The sequence below is a fragment of the Gordonibacter massiliensis (ex Traore et al. 2017) genome (assembly GCF_019731765.1).
In the GTDB taxonomy this organism is placed as follows: Bacteria; Actinomycetota; Coriobacteriia; order Coriobacteriales; family Eggerthellaceae; genus Gordonibacter; species Gordonibacter massiliensis.
This window is the reverse complement of record NZ_JAASIO010000001.1, coordinates 309,828-324,533: the sequence shown is the minus strand read 5'-3', so window position 1 is coordinate 324,533 and position 14,706 is coordinate 309,828. Positions and strand designations below refer to the sequence as shown.

General features: G+C 59.7%; 14 protein-coding genes. All 14 read right to left on the bottom strand.

What is annotated here, in order from left to right:
• Positions 1–213: 213 nt before the first annotated feature.
• Positions 214–771, bottom strand: a complete 558-nt coding sequence (gene rplI, locus HCH03_RS01300; protein WP_221688035.1) for a 50S ribosomal protein L9 — start codon at positions 769–771, stop codon at positions 214–216.
• Positions 772–786: 15 nt separating this feature from the next.
• Positions 787–1,047: a 30S ribosomal protein S18 gene (gene rpsR, locus HCH03_RS01295; protein WP_080144175.1), complete on the bottom strand. Its 261-nt coding sequence runs from the start codon at positions 1,045–1,047 to the stop codon at positions 787–789.
• Positions 1,048–1,070: 23 nt separating this feature from the next.
• Entirely contained in the window at positions 1,071–1,544 is a 474-nt protein-coding gene (locus HCH03_RS01290) for a single-stranded DNA-binding protein (protein ID WP_080144174.1), read from the bottom strand.
• Between the two features lie 53 nt (positions 1,545–1,597).
• Positions 1,598–1,891 carry a 30S ribosomal protein S6 gene (gene rpsF / locus HCH03_RS01285; RefSeq protein WP_080144173.1) on the bottom strand — a complete coding sequence of 98 codons (294 nt, stop codon included), beginning with the start codon at positions 1,889–1,891 and terminating at the stop codon, positions 1,598–1,600.
• A gap of 472 nt (positions 1,892–2,363) precedes the next feature.
• Positions 2,364–4,067, bottom strand: a complete 1,704-nt coding sequence (locus HCH03_RS01280; RefSeq protein WP_221688034.1) for a PucR family transcriptional regulator — start codon at positions 4,065–4,067, stop codon at positions 2,364–2,366.
• Complete coding sequence (locus HCH03_RS01275; protein ID WP_221688033.1) at positions 4,052–4,471, bottom strand: NifB/NifX family molybdenum-iron cluster-binding protein; 420 nt, start codon at positions 4,469–4,471, stop codon at positions 4,052–4,054. The genes HCH03_RS01280 and HCH03_RS01275 overlap by 16 nt, the downstream gene beginning before the upstream one ends.
• A gap of 2 nt (positions 4,472–4,473) precedes the next feature.
• Positions 4,474–5,799 carry an MFS transporter gene (locus HCH03_RS01270; RefSeq protein ID WP_221688032.1) on the bottom strand — a complete coding sequence of 442 codons (1,326 nt, stop codon included), beginning with the start codon at positions 5,797–5,799 and terminating at the stop codon, positions 4,474–4,476.
• A 62-nt stretch (positions 5,800–5,861) separates the two neighbouring features.
• Positions 5,862–6,992 (bottom strand): hypothetical protein, encoded by a 1,131-nt coding sequence (locus HCH03_RS01265; protein ID WP_221688031.1) that lies wholly within the window; start codon positions 6,990–6,992, stop codon positions 5,862–5,864.
• Between the two features lie 90 nt (positions 6,993–7,082).
• Positions 7,083–8,213: a hypothetical protein gene (locus tag HCH03_RS01260; protein ID WP_221688030.1), complete on the bottom strand. Its 1,131-nt coding sequence runs from the start codon at positions 8,211–8,213 to the stop codon at positions 7,083–7,085.
• Positions 8,214–8,500: 287 nt separating this feature from the next.
• Positions 8,501–9,751, bottom strand: a complete 1,251-nt coding sequence (locus HCH03_RS01255) for an MFS transporter (RefSeq protein WP_221688029.1) — start codon at positions 9,749–9,751, stop codon at positions 8,501–8,503.
• A gap of 319 nt (positions 9,752–10,070) precedes the next feature.
• Positions 10,071–10,496 carry a 4Fe-4S dicluster domain-containing protein gene (locus HCH03_RS01250; protein WP_221688028.1) on the bottom strand — a complete coding sequence of 142 codons (426 nt, stop codon included), beginning with the start codon at positions 10,494–10,496 and terminating at the stop codon, positions 10,071–10,073.
• A 3-nt stretch (positions 10,497–10,499) separates the two neighbouring features.
• Complete coding sequence (locus tag HCH03_RS01245) at positions 10,500–12,980, bottom strand: molybdopterin-containing oxidoreductase family protein (protein WP_221688027.1); 2,481 nt, start codon at positions 12,978–12,980, stop codon at positions 10,500–10,502.
• Between the two features lie 172 nt (positions 12,981–13,152).
• Positions 13,153–13,356, bottom strand: a complete 204-nt coding sequence (locus tag HCH03_RS01240) for a hypothetical protein (RefSeq protein ID WP_221688026.1) — start codon at positions 13,354–13,356, stop codon at positions 13,153–13,155.
• A gap of 632 nt (positions 13,357–13,988) precedes the next feature.
• Positions 13,989–14,510 carry a hypothetical protein gene (locus tag HCH03_RS01235; protein WP_221688025.1) on the bottom strand — a complete coding sequence of 174 codons (522 nt, stop codon included), beginning with the start codon at positions 14,508–14,510 and terminating at the stop codon, positions 13,989–13,991.
• Positions 14,511–14,706: the final 196 nt, after the last annotated feature.

Sequence of the window (14,706 nt, the reverse complement as noted above, 5' to 3'; positions counted from 1 at the left end):
CGCTCAGGATGACAACCTGCTCGGTCGCTGCCGCTGTTTGGCGACGTGTGTGGTTTTCCATAGTACCTTATGTGTTACCGCAGATCACGCGTTATTTTTATGCAAAAAACGCGCTGCGAAGTTATCCACCGGAAACGGAAAACCCCCTTCGCCCGCCATCGGGGCAAAGGGGGTTTTCCCCAGTTTCCACAACATAAGCCTGTGGAAAAGTTTTTATTCCTCGGTAGCCATCTCGGCGGCTTCGTCGGCCTCGGCGGGAGCCTCGACCTCTTCGACCACTTCGACGATCTCCTCGACGACCTCTTCCTCGGCCGGAGCCTCGGCGTTGGGGTCGCCCACGAACAGCTTGACGGACGTCTTGATGTCGCGGTAGATGGAGTACACGACCTCGTGCTCGCCGGCCGTCTTGATGGCGTGGCCGAGCTCGAGGCGGCGCTTGTCCACATCGAGGTCGGTCGTGGCCTTGATGGCGTCGGCGATCATCGTGGCGGTGACGGAGCCGAACAGCTGGCCCTCCTCGCCGACCTTCGCCTCGACCTTGACGACCGTGCCCTCGAGGGCGGCCTTCAGCTTCTCGGCGTCGGAAACGCGGTTCTCTTCGCGCTTGGCGATGTTGTGCTTGCGCTGCTCGAGCTGCTTGAGATTTCCCTTCGTCGCCTGGATGGCGAGCTTCTGGGGGAGCAGGTAGTTGTTGGCAAAGCCGGGGGCCACGTCTACGACGTCGCCTTCACCGCCCTTGCCTTTCAACTCCTGAAGCAGAATGACTTTCATGGTTCCTCCTTCGCCTTAACGGCTGCGACGATCGCCGCGGCCGCTGACGGCGGGCACCGCGTACGGCATCAAAGCCATCTCACGGGCGCGCTTGACGGCGTTCGCGACGTCGCGCTGATGCTGGGTGCAGGCACCCGTCACACGGCGCGGCTTGATCTTTCCGCGATCGGTAACGTACTTGCGCAGCATTTGCGTGTCTTTGTAGTCGACGTAGTTCGCCTCGTCCTTGCAGAACTGGCAGAACTTGCGACGCGGCTGCTTCGCGTAATCGGACATTTCACAAACCTCTTTCGTTTCGCTTAAAACGGGATGTCTTCATCGTAGACCGAAGAAGAGGCATCGACCACCGGCGCGGCCACCACAGGTGCCGGAGCCGGGGAGTAGCCGCCCGCGTTGCCGCCGTACGACGACGAGTTTCCGCCACCGTAGGAAGACGAATCGCTGTTGCGGCTCGACATGAACTCGAGCTCGTCGACGATCACCTCGATCTTGCTGCGCTTCTGCCCCTCGCGCTCCCACTGGCTCCAGCGGAGCTTGCCCTCGATGGACACCTTCGTGCCCTTGTTGAGGAAGCGGGACAGGCTCTCAGCGCGCGCGCCGAACATCGTGCAGTCGATGAAGTTGGGATAGTCCTCCCACTCGCCGGTCTGCTGGTTCTTGCGACGGTCGTTCACGGCCACGCCGAAGCCGAGCACCGGCAATCCGCTCGCCGTAGAGCGCAGCTCGGGGTCGCGCGTCAGGTTTCCGCTGATGATAACTCGGTTAATGCTCATGTTTCCTACCTCTTCTCATGCTGGGGCGCTTGCGCGCCCGATGCCACGTGCTCTTAGTCGCGATCCGTACGCTTGACGATCATATGGCGCACAACGGCGTCATTGATGCGAAGAACGCGGTCGAGTTCAGCAACGTTAGCGGGATCAGCATGGAAATCGATGAGAGTGTAGTCACCGTCGGTCAGACCGTTGATCTCATAAGCGAGTTTGCGCTTGCCCCAGTTGTCGACGTTGTCGACAACACCCTCGCCCTCGGCGATCGTGGTCTCAATACGCTTCATAACAGCGGCGCGGGATTCTTCGTCGATAGACGGAGCAACAAAAAACAGCAATTCATAAGCCTTCATCAGCTCACCTCCTTTGGTCTTTAGCGGCTCCGGGGCTGGTGAAGGCAGTTAACCCGGAGCAGGATTAGCTTGCCTATTCTAGCAAAGGCCCTCGTCGGCCACAAGGAAAACTTGATCCGCCGGCTGTGCGCACATGCTTTCACCATGTTTGCGCGCGCCGGAAGACGCTTGCGGCCAGAGGGGTTCCGGCTTTTTCGGCCGGGTCGTCTTGGGTTTCCAAGTTCCCTCGCTGCATCCCGTTCGTCCGCCGAACTCTTTCCGCATCGAAGTATAGCAACGCGACCTTGCCGGGCGACCGTAATTCGACCGTCCGCGAACCGCCTCGACCTTGCACGAACCTTGCAGATCGACCGTGCCGATCCAACGCGCGTCCAACGCGAAACCAACGGAAACCGTGCAGGGATCCAACGTGGAAGGGGCCGGTGCAAACCCGAGAAAGGCGAATCGCCCGCTTGGACTCGGCGCGCGAGGGTTAGTGCTGCTTCAGCAGCGCCACTGAGAACTCGAGGTAGAGGCGGTCGTGTGGGTCGTCCAGATTCATACGGGTGATGTCGCTGATGCGGCTCAGGCGGTACTGGAGCGTGCTGCGGTGAATGTCCAGCTCCTTGGCGGTTACCGCGGCATTGTAGAGGTTCTGTATGTAGGAGGTCAGCGTGGCGATGTAGTCGACGCCGCTATCCGATTGCTTCTGCAGGTCGACCAAGCCGGGAACGCACAGCATACGGGCTGGCAGCCTTTCGGTGCCGTAGCGCAGTATGTGGAAAATGGCCACGTCGGTGAACAGGTGAACCCGTCGCGCAGGGTGGACTTCCACCCCCATCTCGAGCGCGGCTCTCGCCTGCTGGGCGTACTTGCTCGTGAGCAGTATGTCGCAGTACGGGAAGCTCACCCCGATGTGCATGTCGAAGATGTGGTAGTACTTGATAACCTTTTGAAAGAATGCCTCGGGCTCTAGCTTGCATCGGTTGGTGTCGATGAGGGCGAGGATAGTGGTGTCGTACTCCACCGTCAAACAACCTTCATCCGCGCTTTCGATAGTGGCACGATGGCGCCACAGGGGAATGGATTTGTAGCTGTCGCCGTTGCCGATATCAATAACGCCGCAAATGTAGTTGCCGTAATGCGGCAGGCCGTACATCTTGAGATACCTCTTAACCGAGCGAGCGTTGCCGATGTTCTCGGACAAGAGCATCCTCAAAAGCGAGTGGGACGAGACCACCTCGGATCCGCCTGTCGAGAACGTGGCGTTGAAGAACGTCTCCAAGGCGTCTCGCAGCTCGGATATATGCCATAGCTGCGCTTGAGTCGCCTGGCTGTCGGCGAGCGGCGCTTTCAACACCCCCAGATAGGAGCCGTCGACTCCCCTTACCGATATCGCCAGAATGTCGATGTCGGCACCGAACCGATCCGTCAGCTTCACCATGGCAGGCTCATGAGAACCGATAACCTTCTCGAGATTGCTAAAGTCTATCGCTTCCGAACACATTCCGTCCTCGTCGATAAATCCTCCCAGCAAAGAGGATTTCAAATCGCCTCGCGTCGAATGTATGCTTTCTCGCCACTCTCCGGCAGGGTCGTACGTGAGCGCGCCTTCGAATAGGTTTATGCTCGCATCAAGATAATCTTTGATGGAGCTGCTATCCTTGTTGAAATGCAGCAACCAGAGAGCGTCCCTCCACTTATCTTCCTGGTGAAACAAGTCGAGCAGGCATTCGTACAGACGCTCCATATCGCTTTCGGGAATCTCCACGCATAAGCTGCGGCTCCTCTTAGAGAAGCGCTCGCCGTCGCCCTGACCTGCGAAACACGCTCGAGCTGGATCGTAGCAAACGATAGCCAGCACGTCTTCACCCAGCAAGCGCGCGTCCGCTTCTTCGAAACGAGCCACGTAAACGCACCTGTGCTCGATGGGTTTGTCTTTTCGGTAGATCAGGGGGCCGCTGTACCGGGCATCGCGGTCTTTGCTGGACGCGAGAACCGTGAACCGCTCCGAAAGGTACTCCTTTATATAGCTGTATCCCAACTCCATGCGCTGCCCCCTGAAATCGACTCGAACGCGCTTCGTCGAACCCGCTTTTGGCAAACACGCTTCGCTGATCATATCAAGCAGGACGATGCTCGGGCAATACCGATCGAGCCCCTTTTTACCGGCAGGGGCCGTCAAGGCAACGCGCATGCTTTCGTTACCGCCTCCACCGCATCGCCCACGCTCGACGCGCGATGCTCGGTGAGCACCTCGATGCCGGCGTTGCCGAACACCGCGACCGCGCGCGAGCTCATATCGGCCGCCACGATGGCGTTCGCTCCGGCACGGGACAGCAGCTCGGCAACGCGCAGGCAGTCGACCTCCTCGTGCTCCGAGTCGTTGCGCACGTTGAAGGCGTGCCATCCGAAGTTCGTCTGCACGAGACGCACGCCGCTTTCGTCCGACGGGTTCTTCAGCTCCGAGACATCCACGATGCAGTTGTCGACGATATCCACGACGGTGAAGCAATCGCAGCGGCGAAAATGATCGGACCGCTTCGACGCGAACCCGCCGGAGCCCAGCGTTGGCACCGCAAGCTTCATAGTCTCTTTCATGGTTACCTCTCTTTCCTAGCAATCATCTCACACGATGCAACGCTTGTTTCTTTGTTGCCAGCGACTTGCCGATCAGGCGTTGCCGCGATCTTCTTTCCCGAGACCATCGAGAACACAATCGCCACGACGGCGAAGGCGGCGAAACCGAGGCCGAGGGAGAAAGCGACTATGAAATCGTTGCCGGTTGTATCGAGGATCAGCGCGACAATCACGGCACCAAAGGCGCCCACGAGCGAAACGGCGACATTCAGCGTCGAATACAGCTTGGGGAAGTCCTTGTTGCCGAACACCTCGCGACATACCAAAGGCGGAACCACCTGAGTTAAAGACGGAACAACGCCGTAGAGGAGCCCGCCGACCAAAACCGGGATCGCAGCGAAACCCAAGAACATGAGCAGCAGGATGCCGCACACAAGGATGATAGTGCCAATAATGGTTGTGGGTAGCCCGCCGAACCGATCACCGAGAGCACCGAGCAGCAGATTACCCACGAACATCCCCGCCATGCATGCTGTCGCAACGAGACCGACGATCTCGGGCAAGCCCTGGCTCTCGGCGTACATGGGCAGCAGCTGAGCGTATCCGCCTAGCATAGAGAACACGGTGATCGAAATGAACATGAGCCAGAACGAAAGGGAGCGGAGCGCCCGCTTCGCCGAAACCCCCTCGTTCGCCAGCGCAACTGCGGGAGTCTCGGCACTCTCGGAGGAAACCGCATCGGCGCCGTAGGGTAGAAGGCCCATGTCCTCTGGCTTGAAGCGAACGAGAAAGATCGTGCACGGGAGCAGAACCACAGCGCCGATGGCGGCGATGACCAAACAGGCGGAGCGCCAGCCCATCGAAGATATGAGAGCGGCGGCGATTGGATTGGCGATAGCGCCCGCGATGCCCATGGCGGCCAACGCGATGCCGGTCACGAATCCAGTCTTTTTGACAAACCAGTTGCCGAGGATGATAGGCGTGGGAACAATGAACACGAACGCGCCGGCGATGCCAATCACCAGACCCGAGACCGGCCACATCCACGATTCGTTGAAAAACGCCATCGCAAAGCATGTCGCCAAGACAACGATGGCGCAGCCGGTTAGCAGGATGCGGACATTGACCTTGGGAAGCGCCCTCCCCACAACGGGAGCCATAATGCCCAGCCCGATAGAACCCAAGGTGAAGAGCAAAGCAAACTCGGTGGTGCTCATGCCCATTTCCGTAGTCACAGGAAGGAGCCACTGTCCTCTTGAGTTGAAGAGTATACCCATGCTCGACGTCATGCCGCAACAGGCGACAAGCACGACCCATGCGTAATGGATCTTCTTCTTTTTTTCCTCCATAGAACTACGTTCCTTTCGTGATTGAATAGAAGCTTGCCTTGCTCTTTCTGAAGCCGAGGGGCCTAGAAGGCGAGATATTCGGCAGGGTTTTGTACCACCATGCGCTCGTAGGCGTCCGCATAACCCAGCTGGCCCAACGTGTCGCGCACGAAGGTGGGCACCCGCGTGTAGCCGTAGCCACCGCATGCCTTAGCCGACACCTTGCTGCAGAAGTCGTGCCCCAACATGATCTGGCTTTCATAGCCCAGTTCCAGCAACTCGTAAACGGCGCTCAGCTTGAGGTAGTCGTCGGGCTGGCTCATTCCGGCAAGCTCGAAAGGCAGGGTTGCCATGTTGCCGAAGCAGTCGAACGAAAGGTTGGCACCCAAGTCGAGCAGTTTCTTGTGAGATTCGATGCTGAAGCGATGGCCGTGGTTTTTGACGACGTCCAAAATGGTTTGCGGTACGCCGTCAGGACGGCTGATAAGGCCTTGCATATGGCAGAACAGGAGCTTCCCGGGATCGACGCCCAGAGAGATCGCCAGCTTGACGAGCTCCGCCAGAATATCCCCACTGATCGGCGGTGCCTCGACATGCATCATCAACGGCATGCCGCGTTCGGCGGAGATGCGCGCGCACGCCCGGTACACGTCGAGCTCTCCGGGCAGCGGCAGCCCGTCCTCCGTCAAACCCGAGAACGTCGCCTTGAGGAAGCCCGGCCTCACGCCCGAATCGCCGAAGCCGTTGTCAATGACAGAATCAAACTGCGCCTTCAACTCGACCTCGCCCATGTCCTTGAACTCGGCGGGTCGGGAAAAGTCCTGATACATGCCGACGCCGTTGATAATGTGAACGCCCGCCTTCTTGGATATGGTCGCCAAGTCCTCGTAGGGCCGGCCCATCATGCCGTAAACCGAGCACTCGCACAAAGAGTTGCCGCCGACTGCCTTGTAGTCCTCCAATTCTCGCACGATAAAATCAACGTAGTCATCGCCGGACACATCCATGGTGTCGGGCGACATCGTCCAAGCACTATGTTGGAGGAATTGAAGGTTGCGGTTCTCGAACGTCAACTGCTCATCTTTCACTTCGGGAAAAACCGAACGCGTCCCTTTGACAACGTCCCGAAGGTCAATGGTGACGTGCTCATGGATCATGGTGGTGCCGAGCTCCTCAGGTGCGATGTCGCCGCACACGGTTCGTATCTTCTTCATATAACTGGTCTCCTTCTATTGAATAGTGCAACTTAGCTCTCTGGAAAACGGATATCGATGCCAGCAAGCTCGTCTACGCCACGATTTCCCCTAAAAAGCTAGGAACTCGGCAGGATTTTGGACGACCATGCGCTCGTAGGCGTCCGCATAGCCCAACTGGCCCAACGTGTCGCGCACGAAAGTCGGCACGCGCGTGTAGCCGTAGCCGCCGTAAGCTTTGGCGCATATCTTGCACACGAAGTCGTGTCCGAGCATGATCTGGCCGCCGTAACCGAGCTTCAGCAGCTCGTAGATGGCGCTTACCGTGGTGTAGTCGTTAACCAAACTCCCTGTGCCGAGCTCGGAGACGGCAGTCGCCATGTTGCCGAAGTTGTCGAAAGAGATGCTGACACCCAAATCGAGCAATTTCTTGTGAGGCTCGATGCTGAAGCGCTGTCCATGGTTCTTGATTACGTCCAAAATGGTCTCTTGCTCCCCGGCAGGATGATTAACGAGCGAAAAAACGTGACAAAAGAGAAGGTTGCCGGGATCGACGCCCATAGATACGGCTCGTTTCGCAAGTTCTGCGATCTTGTCCCCGCCCCATGGCGGCATATTGATATGAAACATCAACGGCATGCCGCGTTCTGCGGATATGCAAGCGCAGGCACGAAACACGTCAAGTTCGCCCGGCAGCGGCAACCCGTCCTCCGTCAAACCCGAGAACGTCGCCTTGAGGAAGCCCGGCCTCACGCCCGAATCGCCGAAGCCGTTATCGAGGTCAGACTCGAACAGCGCCTTCAACTCGACCTCGCCCATGTTCTTGAACTTGACAGGCCGCACGACATCCCAGTACATCCCAACGCCGCAAACAAGATGGATATCGGACTTCTTGGAGATTTCCACAAGGTCCTCGTAAGGCCGTCCCATCAAGCCGTAGACCGAGCATTCGCACATGGCTTTGCCGCCGAGTTCCTTGTACTCCTCCAACTCTCTTACGATAAAGTCGACGTAATCGTCACCCGACGGATCCATCGCATCGGGCGAAATCGACCATGCACCGCTTTGGAGAAACTTGAAGTTCCGCGTCTCAAGTGAAAGCATCTCGCTGCTTACTTGGGGAAAGAGCCCCCACGTCCCTTTCATAGCCTCAGAAAGGTCGGCGGTGACGTGCTCGTGGATCATGGTGGTGCCCAAATCCTTCGGTGCGATGTCGCCAAGCACTGTCCGTATCTTTTTCATAACCCATGCCCCCTTGTCGTTTAACAACTAGCCGCTGCGCGGCAAAAACTCTGAAAACAACAACGCCTTCGCTCGCCCGTGACGACGGAACGAAACTACCTAGCCGGGCCGATGCCCGCTTCCCGGACCTGGTAGTCAAGCTGAGCCCGGGAGCGATGCGTCGAGAAAATCCGCCTAGATGGCCGTGACCCTCTCGGCGTAGTAGACGTTGTCAATGAAGGTGTAGCCATCTCAAACACCAGCGGGGCGCATAGGCTCACAATCCGACGTAGTTCTCGAAACCCTTGTTATGCCTCGCGGGGGAGTTTCTTCGCCAAACGCATGGATGCCATGATCATGGGAATGCACGCCACGCAAATTCCGAAAGCCAGCCAAAGCGCCAAGTTGAACTCGCCCGTCATATCAACCGTCAGAGACATTATGGGCAGCGCGAAGAAGCCCATGCCGTTGACGACGAGCATGAAGTTGGAATACAGCTTGGCAAAGTCCTTGTTGCCGAACGCAGCGCGAACGAGCAGTGGAGGAGCGATGGAGGACAAGCCTCCGAAAACTCCGTAGAGCGCGCCGCCGCCCAAAGCCCCGGCTACCATCTGGCCGAAGAAGATCAGAAGCAAAAAGCCGCAACCCGCAATTGCCAGTCCCGTCACGCCTGCCGCCGTGCCGCCGAAGCGGTCGGCGAGGCCTCCAAGACCCAGCGTGCTGATAAACTGGCCCGCCATGGTCATCGTGGAAATGAGACCGACGATGGCAATCATGCCGATGCTCTCCATGTACAGCGGGAGCAGGTTCGAAATGGAGTTGAGGAAAGCGAACGCTGCGAATATCAGAACAAGGATCCAGAAGGATGCGGAGCGATAAGCGCGCTTGGCGGACACGCCCTCGTTCATGATGGCGGCAGCCTCCTCGGCACCGCTCTCGGATGCAGCGTCAATGCCGTACGGCAAAATCCCCTTGTCCTCGGGCTTGAAGCGAATGAGGAGCATGGTGCAAGGAAGCACGACCACCGCAGCGATGAGGGCCACCGCGACGTAGGCGGTGCGCCAGCCCACCGATGCGATAAGAGCCGCCGCAATGGGATTTACGATCGCCGACCCAATGGCCAGAAAAGACATGGCAATGCTAATGGCAAGAGCAGTTTTTTTAGCGAACCAGTTGGTGAGGATGATGGGTACGGGAATAAGGAAGACGCATCCTCCCACGAAGCCGAGCACCGCTCCAGAAATCCACCACTGCCACGGCGCATTGTAAAGCGACATGGCCGCGAAAGCCAAGATACAGAGGATGTAACCCCCCGTAAGGAGCACTCGAACGTTGAACTTGAGAAGAAGCCTTCCGGCTATGGGCGCCACCACGGCGAAGCCCAAAGTCGCGATAGAGATGTACAGCGTGAGCTCTGTGACGCTGAAGCCCAATTCACCGGTGACGGAGCCGAACCACTGACCGCCCGTCATGATAAGGATGCCGCATCCGGCAGCCAAGCTGCAGCAAGCTACCAGAACAGCCCATGCGTAGTGAGGTTTACCGTTGTTTTTCGACATACAACCCACTCCCCTTTTCTGTGGAATTGTCCTTGCACCTTCACCGGAAGCGCAGCGCCATCCAAGCCCATCCAACCAAGCAGCAGGCGTGGGACTGGTGCGGCGTGCCTTCGTGAGCGACGAAAACGTTTGTCTGACTATTTGCTTCGAAGGTGCAAATTGTTACGAATCAAATGTTCCCCTTGCCTCTTTCAACACCGCGCCGCTCAGCCTTCGCCTGTTTTCCGACATCGAGCGGAGCGACGCGGGTGCAACTCCTATCCGCCCCCTGGTCTTAGGTTGAGCCCGAGCCCAGAGGACGAGGAGCAATTCTATGCGTCTAGATGGCCGTGACCCTCTCGGCGTAGTAGACGTTGTCGCGCGTGCCCTCCCACACGGGCTTCTGCGAGACGCCGAAGCCCTTGGCCTTCAGCTCCTCGACGCGCTTGCTAAACGCGCTGTTCGGATCGTCGGCGTCGCCGTAGGTGAGCGCCTTGGCCGGGCAGTTGAACACGCACATAGGCTCGAGGCCGTCCACCGTGCGCTCGGCGCACATGGTGCAGGACTTCCCGTACACGGGCTCCCACTTCATGAACACGTTGGGCCAGGTGCCGCCCGGGCTGTCCACGCCGTTGCCGCTGCCGATGGTGTTCACGTGCACGCGGTACTCGTCCAGGTCGAGCTTGTGGCCCACCTTGCACGACATGGAGCAGGTCCAGCAGCCGGTGCAGCGGTTGACGTTCACGAGGATTGCAGGTGTAGCCATGGCTTATGCCTCCTTGATCTTGCGGACCTCGCAGCGGTCCTCCCAATACGTTTCAGCGCGGTCGAGGCCGTTGTACACGAGCGCGCGCGGGATGCCGTTCTCCAAGCTGCGGGGCAGGTTGATGGACTCCCACTTGTCGGCCACGACGGTATGCGAGTCGGGGCCAGAAAGCGGGGTGGAGAGCACCGTCGGCGGGTTGTCCCTGTGGTCCTTCTTCGGGTAGGCGTACCACACGTGCGCCATGCCCGGAGGGAACGCCTCGGAAAGCGCCGCGACCGACGTCATGCGGCCGTTCTTGTTCTCGATCTCGATGAGGTCGCCGGGCTTGATGCCGCGCTCTTTGGCAGTCGCGGGGTTCATCGAAACGAAGGGCTTGTCGCCGCCGATGGCGCGGAGCTCTTCGAACTCGGTGAACTGGGTCTGCATGAACACGCGATGACGGCCCGGATACATCTGCAGCGGGTACTTCTCCTTGTACTCGTCGTCGTCGGTGACGAGGCGGGACGGCACGTATCCGCCGAAGGCGCCTCCGACATCGGCGAGCTCTTCGCAATAGAACTGGTGACGGCCGGTCTCAGTGTCGTAAGTCCAGGGGATCTTCTCGTAGATGTCGAGCTTGCCCGTAGCTCCGTTCATAGGGATAACCTGCTCTTCCAGCAGGCGCTCGTAGGTGATGCCCTCGAGCTTGGGATCGCCGCTGGCAAGGCGCAGGCGCGTCCAGTCGGCGTCCTCCATGCCCTCAAAGTACTGATGCACGCCCATGCCCTTGGAGAGTAGCTCGTAGACGAAGGACGCAGTCTGGGACTCTCCGCGGCGCTCGATAGCGGGCTTCTGCAGCATGATGCAGTCGGAGTTCGCGTAGATTTCCTCGTGTTCGAACGGCGTGCACTCAGGCAGGATGTAGTCCGCCCAGGCGGTGGTGTCCGTCTCGCGGAAGTCGAGGGCGATCATGAGCTCCAGGTTCTCGACGAACTGGCCGCAGAACACGTCGGGGTGGGGCCACGCGTGCACGGGGTTCACGAACGTGTTGATGTAGGCCTTGTACTGCTGCTTCTCCGGATGGTTCGGGCTGTCGAGGATCTCGTCCCACGTTGCTTGGGTGGCGTTGACGCCGGCGATGCCGTTCGGCCAGTTGATGGCAGGCTCGTTGAAAGAGACCATCTCGCCATCGCCCAGGGCGGAGAGGATGATGCGGCCGCCGACCTTGGCGAAGTTGCCGGAGAGGAGATTCAGCAGGTTGATGGCGCGGTACGCCTGACCGCCGTTGGAATAGCGCATGGCGTCCTGCAGGCAGATGGTCGCGGGATCGGCGGCGATGTACTCGTGGACGAGCGTATCGACGACTTCGCCAGGAACACCCGTGATCTCCTCCTGCTTTTCCAGCGTCCAAGGAGCCAAGTGCTCGCGGAGCTTCACGAACACGGTCTTGCAGGCGATGCCGTCTATGACGGCGACCTTTTCCAGCAAAGGCTCCACATTCTCGCTGGCTTTGCCGGAGCTGGCACCGATGACGGCATAGGCGTTGCCGGCGGCGGTGCCACCGCGGACGATGCCGGATTCGTCAACCACGGGACCCAGAATGGCCGGGGCGTCGATGTTCTTGTCCCAGCAAATGAAGTCCCTCTCGCCGCCCTCGACAGAGGAAAGGTCGCTGGCGCGCAGATACTGGCCGTTGTCATCGCGTACGAACAGCGGGGCCACGGTGTACTTCAGCAAAGCCTCTTCGTCGTAAAGGCCCTCGTCCACGATAATCTTGTCCATGGCCAATGCCATAGCGCCGTCGCTGGCGGGCTTGACAGGGATAAACTGGTCGGCCTTGGCGGCGGTGCAGTCGTACACGAGACCGATGTGCACGATCTTCGCGCCGGCCTCCTGGGCATCGAGCATGGTTGCGGTCGTATGACCACCGCGGGTCCAGCCGATGGGGTTGCCGGCCCAATTGATGATGTACTTGGCGTTGATCATGCTATCGGTGTCACTTTGGAGCACGTTGCCGGGATTACCCTCTTCGATGTTGTACGTCCACTGTCCGGACACGTCGATGATGGGAAAGTGGAAACGCGTGGCCCCAGAGGTGTAGAGCAAACGGTTGGCGAGCACGGTGGGCAGAGACCACTGGCCACCGGCTACACCGCAGGAGAAGGTGTTGATCATCACGGAGGCGTCACCGTACTTGGCGCGGATCTCCCGAAGCTTGGCCGTGATCTCCTCGGCAGCCTGGTCCCAGCTGATGGCCTCGAACTTGTTCTCACCGCGCTTGCCGACGCGCTTCATAGGGTGCAGGATGCGCTCCTTGATGTAGGGCAGCTTCGCGGAGATGATGCCCTTCTGGCATGTGCGGTTGCGCTCGGGGCGCGGACCCGGGAACACGGCGCGCTCAGTGCGTTCGATAACGCCGTCCTTCACGTAGGTCTTCAGCATGCAGTGGTCGTGGCATCCCCAGCCTTGGCATGCAGTGTAGACGAAGTTCTCGTTTTCACTCATTCTTGACCTCTCTCTTCCTTGTTTGGTCTCGATTTGCCGCCGCCCGCCGCGTTTTCGGCGCGCGGCCCTCTCCTCCTTGATGCTCCCCCTCTCTCTTTCGCCTTTGTCCAAGGTCGCGCCTTGCAGAGGAAGCGCGGATTCCCCCGCCTTCCTCGCCGACGAAAACGACGGGTTACTCGGTGGCGCCGGGGTTCTTCGGTGCAGGCGCTCCGGGGTTCTTGGGAGCCGGGGCACCCGGGTTCTTGGGGGCTGCCGGGGCACCGGGGTTCTTCGGCGCGGGAGCACCGGGATTCTTGGGGGCCGCCGGGGCGCCGGGGGCTCCCGGGTTGGCGGCGTCGGGGTTCTGCGTTGATACGGTCGAAGGTCTGAAGCACATGATGCATCCTCTCTCTCAGGATCTAAACGACGGGCAAGCGCCAAGGCTCGCGTATCGCTTTCGGGCTCTGCAGCCGGTTCGCGGAGGAGAGGAGGACCTGCAACGTGGCAGCGCTTCGCATGCGATCGCTCGCGAGCGGATGTCAGCAACGGCAGTCAGGGGGGTGCCGGCCCGCAGCAAGTCCTCTTCCTCTTACGAAGAAGCTTCTCCGCAAGCGAAGCTTTCCGCTTCGCCTGCGGTCTACCGAGCCATGGCGTGCCCTTAGTTTAATCGGCGGATTTTCGCCTGCATATCCGCGATGCTTTGAAGTTTGGAGGATGCATTTTCCTACAAAGTGCGGAGGGCCGGGCAAGAGGCCTGAAACGTGAAAAAGCCGCCTGCCAACCGGCAGACGGCTTTCGAACTAGGAGCGTTTACAGGCGGCCTTTTGCAGAGCGCGCGGCGTGGAGGGCGGTGCAAGCCCCGCCCCAGCTGTCATCCTGGTCGCAACGCGCAGCGCGGAGTCGAAGCATCTTCGACACGGGCGGCCTCTCATCGCCGAGATCCTTCGACTCCGGCCTTCGGCCTGCGCTCAGGATGACAGAGGGAAGGAGGCGCGTCGGCTCCGCCCAGGATGACGGAGGGGACGCTATCTACTCGACCTCGTCCTCGACGTCCTCGTCGTCCAGGTACTTCTCGTCGATCTCTTCCTCGTCGTACTGGTCGGCTTCTTTGAGGCCGCTCATGAAGTTCGGGGCTTCGCCGATATAGGCCGGCTCGGACTCGAACGTGGGCGTGCCCTCGTCGTCCATGGTGTAGAGGTAGCCCACGGCCACGCCCTCGTCCTCGCCGGGGATGCCGCCCTCGGCGATGAGGGCGTCCTTCGTCTCGTCGTCGACTTCAACGTAGCCGTCGTAGCACAGCGCGTACGCCTCGGCGCCGCGCGCGTTCTCCACCGTGTGGCGCGCGAAGTTGAAACACTCCTCCGCCGACTCGCCCGGATGGTTCTCCAGGAACAGGTTCTCCTTCACCACCAGCGCGGTGAAGGGCACCACGTCGGCTCCCTGGGCCATTTTCTCCTTCGCCTCTTCAAGTGTGAAGAGCAGCACCTTTTCCAGAATCTCGGGGATCTCGGGAACCTCGACGTCCGAGCTCTCCACCACACGATCGGTCATGGCAACGTCCTTTCAATCAGCCGGCAGACGGTGTTCGCGCATCCGTGCGCGAGCGTCCCACCAGCCCTCTTTTTTCCGTTGCCGACCAGTGTAGGGCTTTCGAGCCCGCCAGCCCGCGCCGCGACGGGGTTATTCGGCGTATCTTCAGATATCGGCACCGTCGCGTTACCCCGAAGCTCGCAGCGCTCTCACAAGT

Excerpts from the sequence above, each read along its gene's own strand:
- rplI (WP_221688035.1), bottom strand. The coding sequence starts at position 771 with ATGAAAGTCATTCTGCTTCAGGAGTTGAAAGGCAAGGGCGGTGAAGGC.
- rpsR (WP_080144175.1), bottom strand. The coding sequence starts at position 1,047 with ATGTCCGATTACGCGAAGCAGCCGCGTCGCAAGTTCTGCCAGTTCTGC.
- HCH03_RS01290 (WP_080144174.1), bottom strand. The coding sequence starts at position 1,544 with ATGAGCATTAACCGAGTTATCATCAGCGGAAACCTGACGCGCGACCCC.
- rpsF (WP_080144173.1), bottom strand. The coding sequence starts at position 1,891 with ATGAAGGCTTATGAATTGCTGTTTTTTGTTGCTCCGTCTATCGACGAA.
- HCH03_RS01280 (WP_221688034.1), bottom strand. The coding sequence starts at position 4,067 with ATGCGCGTTGCCTTGACGGCCCCTGCCGGTAAAAAGGGGCTCGATCGG.
- HCH03_RS01275 (WP_221688033.1), bottom strand. The coding sequence starts at position 4,471 with ATGAAAGAGACTATGAAGCTTGCGGTGCCAACGCTGGGCTCCGGCGGG.
- HCH03_RS01270 (WP_221688032.1), bottom strand. The coding sequence starts at position 5,799 with ATGGAGGAAAAAAAGAAGAAGATCCATTACGCATGGGTCGTGCTTGTC.
- HCH03_RS01265 (WP_221688031.1), bottom strand. The coding sequence starts at position 6,992 with ATGAAGAAGATACGAACCGTGTGCGGCGACATCGCACCTGAGGAGCTC.
- HCH03_RS01260 (WP_221688030.1), bottom strand. The coding sequence starts at position 8,213 with ATGAAAAAGATACGGACAGTGCTTGGCGACATCGCACCGAAGGATTTG.
- HCH03_RS01255 (WP_221688029.1), bottom strand. The coding sequence starts at position 9,751 with ATGTCGAAAAACAACGGTAAACCTCACTACGCATGGGCTGTTCTGGTA.
- HCH03_RS01250 (WP_221688028.1), bottom strand. The coding sequence starts at position 10,496 with ATGGCTACACCTGCAATCCTCGTGAACGTCAACCGCTGCACCGGCTGC.
- HCH03_RS01245 (WP_221688027.1), bottom strand. The coding sequence starts at position 12,980 with ATGAGTGAAAACGAGAACTTCGTCTACACTGCATGCCAAGGCTGGGGA.
- HCH03_RS01240 (WP_221688026.1), bottom strand. The coding sequence starts at position 13,356 with ATGTGCTTCAGACCTTCGACCGTATCAACGCAGAACCCCGACGCCGCC.
- HCH03_RS01235 (WP_221688025.1), bottom strand. The coding sequence starts at position 14,510 with ATGACCGATCGTGTGGTGGAGAGCTCGGACGTCGAGGTTCCCGAGATC.